We start from the raw sequence: 3,197 nt of genomic DNA on the forward strand, positions 1-3,197 counted from the left end.
CCGGCCCGCCGCCCCGACCTACGAAGCACATCCCGACTTGGCCGATGCCCCATGAGTGCGGACATCACCCTCCGTGCCTACCTGGCAAGTCGCCACGACGGGCGGGACAGGGTGACACGGTGACAGAAGCCGACAGAACTACTTCTGTCGCCTTCTGTCACCACGTCACCGCGTCACCAACCCCCGTTCGGCCTCGACCTGGCCCCGCCGCTCGTGACGCTCCGCAATCGCCGCTCCTGACGCCTTCAGCCCAACTCCCGGAGGTACACGCGTTGACCGTGCAGTCCATCGACTTCCCTCCCAACATGCGGCTATTCAAGGTCAAAGAGGCCATGGAAATTCTCTCCCTCGGACGCAGCACCATCTTTGAGGAAATGCGTCTCGGGCGCCTCCGTTCGGTCACCGTTGGTCGCGCTCGACTGATCTCCGGTGCCGCAATCATCGAGTACATCGAAAACCTAGAGCGTCTGGCGCTCGAAGAGAGGGCGGCCTAATGCCTAAGCGCGCCAACGGCGAAGGATCGATCTTCCCCTACCGCAACGGCTATGCCGCCTATGTATGGATCACCACTCCGGCCGGAGAACGCCGTAAGAAGTGGGTCTACGGAAAGACCCGCGACGAAGTGCACGGCAAGTACATCAAGCTTCTGAACGAAGCCAAACAGCGCCCCATCCCCACGAGCCTGCCGACCGTTGCGCAGTACCTCACGTACTGGCTAGACGAAGTGGTCAAGCCGAACCGCGAACCCAACACCTACTCTCACCATGAGCTAATGGTGAGGCTCCACATCGTTCCCGGCTTGGGCGGGAAGCGGCTCGACAAGCTCACCGTACGGATCGTTCAAAAGTGGCTGAACGAACTTCCGGGCGAGTGCCAATGTTGCGCACAGGGCAAAGACGCCAAGCGGCTTCCCCAGGACAGGGACGAGCGCAAGCGGCAACGCTGCTGCGCCATCGGCGAATGCTGTGGCGACTACCCGAGCCGTCGCACGATCCAGGCAGCGCGGGACACACTTCGGGCGGCCCTCAATCACGCGATCGTTGAAGAGATCCTGGCCCGGAACGTCGCGGGTCTGGTGAAGATTCCGGCCGCGCGGAAGCGCAAGCGCAAGGCAACGACCTGGACGGTTGAGGAGGCCCGCCGCTTCCTGGAGCACGCGCGGGACAGCGGTGATCCGTTGTACGCCGCGTGGGTGCTGATTCTCGTCGTGGGGATGCGCAAGGGAGAGGTGTTCGGCCTGCGCTGGGCTGACATCGATTTCGACGCCGAGGAACTGTCGATCGGATGGCAACTCCAACGCGTCGGCGCGCAGCTCATCCATAAGGAGCGGACCAAGACGGACGGCTCCACAGACGTCCTGCCCCTGCCGTCGCTGTGTGCCACGGCTCTACGCATCCGTGAGAGCCAACACGCAGCCTTGCAGGAGGCCGCCGGAGACCGCTGGTCTCCGAGCGATCTCGTGTTCACCACCCGTACGGGACGCCCGATCGAGCCACGCAACGTCAACCGCGCGTTCGAGTCCCGATGCAGAGCAGCAGGCGTGAAGGGCATCAGAGTGCACGACACTCGGCACACCTGCGGCAAGCTCCTGGCCGCCCTGGACGTACATCCACGCGTGGCAATGCAGATCCTCCGGCACAGCAAGATCAGCCTCACCATGGAGATCTACACGGAGGTTCCTTCGGAGGCCACGAGAGCCGCGCTCAGACGGCTCGGCGACCACCTACGCAAGCCCGAGGAGGAGGGCGAGACTCCGCCCGAGGCCGCCGCGTAGCTGTACTTCGCTGCTGTACGCGTTAGCAAGAGGCCCTGTCCGGCGACCGGACAGGGCCTCTGACCTGCGAGCCGACGAAGGGACTTGAACCCTTAACCTTCTGTTTACAAGACAGATGCTCTGCCAATTGAGCTACGCCGGCGGGCTCGTCCCGCATCGTAGTCGACTGGGTGGGGGGCTCGCTCGGGGACTGGGCTGCTGCGTACGGGGTGGTGGGACGCTGAGGTTGGGGAAGATTTTTTGGTGGGGCTGTCGATGCGGGAGGAAGTCGTTCGTATAGAGGGTGACAAGGGGCTCACCACGAGGAGGACGCCATGAAGATGTACGCGCTCAACATGTTCCAGCCCGCCGGGGAGATGCCGCCGCCGGAGTTCCTGGAGAAGGTGATGGCGGAGATCGGCGAGGTGCGGCGGGAACTGGAGGCGGCTGAGGCCTGGGTGTTCGGGGCGGGGCTGCATTCGCCGGAGGCGAGCACGGTCGTGCGGGCGGAAGGGGACCAGGTGGTCGCCACGGACGGGCCGTACGCCGAGGGGAAGGAGCACCTCGGCGGGATCACGGTCATCAAGGTCGAGGACCTGGACGCGGCGCTGGCGTGGGCCGGCAGGTATGCGCGGATCACGGGGCTTCCGATCGAGGTGCGGCCGTTCCAGGGCGAGGTCTGATTGGAGGTCGAGCGGGTCTTCCGTGAGGAGCACGGACGGGCGGTGGCCGTCCTGGTCCGGGTCTTCGGTGATGTGGACGTCGCCGAGGAAGCGGTCCAGGACGCCTTCGCCGAGGCGGTGCGGAGGTGGCCGCGGGACGGGGCGCCGCCGAGCCCGGCGGGGTGGATCATCACGACGGCCCGGAACCGGGCGATCGATCGGCTGCGGCGGGAGAAGGTCCGGCAGGGCAAGCACGCGGAGGCCGCTTTGATCAGTGTCGACGAGCCCGCCGAGGGGGCCGTGGAGGACGAGCGGCTAAGGCTCATGTTCACGTGCTGCCATCCCGCGCTGGCGCCCGAGGTGCGGGTGGCCTTGACGTTGCGGCTGGTGGGCGGGCTGACGACGGCGGAGATCGCGCGGGCCTTCCTGGTGCCGGAGAAGACGATGGCGCAGCGGCTCGTGCGGGCCAAGGGGAAGATCCGGGATGCGCGGATCCCATATCGGGTGCCGGAGGAGGCCGATCTTCCCGGGCGGCTCAGGGCCGTGCTGGCGGTCGTCTACCTGATCTTCAACGAGGGGTATGTGGCCAGTTCCGGGGAGCTCGTGCGCGGGGAGCTGTGCGCGGAGGCCATCCGGCTGGGGCGGGTGCTGGACGAGCTGATGCCGGACGAGCCCGCGGTCTGGGGGCTGCTCGCGCTGATGCTGTTGATCGAGTCGCGGCGGGGCGCCCGGACGCGGGACGGCGAGATGGTGCTGCTCCCCGATCAGGATCGGGGGCTGTG

4 protein-coding genes and 1 tRNA gene are annotated in these 3,197 nt (G+C 66.3%); 4 read left to right on the forward strand and 1 reads right to left on the reverse strand.

The window, feature by feature from the left end:
• The first annotated feature begins 278 nt into the window (after window positions 1–278).
• Together E1298_RS45540 and E1298_RS45545 are read left to right on the forward strand one after the other, a co-directional pair.
• Window positions 279–494, forward strand: coding sequence for a helix-turn-helix domain-containing protein (locus tag E1298_RS45540; protein ID WP_243726243.1), 216 nt, complete (start codon window positions 279–281; stop codon window positions 492–494).
• The gene (locus tag E1298_RS45545; RefSeq protein ID WP_131903589.1) at window positions 494–1,774 is read left to right on the forward strand and encodes a site-specific integrase; all 1,281 of its coding nucleotides are present in this window, start codon (window positions 494–496) and stop codon (window positions 1,772–1,774) included. The genes E1298_RS45540 and E1298_RS45545 overlap by 1 nt, the downstream gene beginning before the upstream one ends.
• 69 nt (window positions 1,775–1,843) lie before the next feature.
• Here E1298_RS45545 and E1298_RS45550 read toward each other — a convergent pair.
• Window positions 1,844–1,916, reverse strand: a tRNA-Thr gene (locus E1298_RS45550).
• Between the two features lie 172 nt (window positions 1,917–2,088).
• Here E1298_RS45550 and E1298_RS45555 point away from each other — a divergent pair.
• Both E1298_RS45555 and E1298_RS45560 read left to right on the forward strand, forming a co-directional pair.
• Window positions 2,089–2,436, forward strand: a complete 348-nt coding sequence (locus E1298_RS45555; RefSeq protein ID WP_131903590.1) for a YciI family protein — start codon at window positions 2,089–2,091, stop codon at window positions 2,434–2,436.
• On the forward strand, window positions 2,437–3,197 hold a 761-nt coding region (locus E1298_RS45560; protein WP_131903591.1), incomplete at its 3' end, for an RNA polymerase sigma factor.

Source organism: Actinomadura rubrisoli (assembly GCF_004349215.1).
Lineage (GTDB): Bacteria > Actinomycetota > Actinomycetes > Streptosporangiales > Streptosporangiaceae > Spirillospora > Spirillospora rubrisoli.

Excerpts from the sequence above, each read along its gene's own strand:
- E1298_RS45545 (WP_131903589.1), top strand. The coding sequence starts at position 494 with ATGCCTAAGCGCGCCAACGGCGAAGGATCGATCTTCCCCTACCGCAAC.
- E1298_RS45555 (WP_131903590.1), top strand. The coding sequence starts at position 2,089 with ATGAAGATGTACGCGCTCAACATGTTCCAGCCCGCCGGGGAGATGCCG.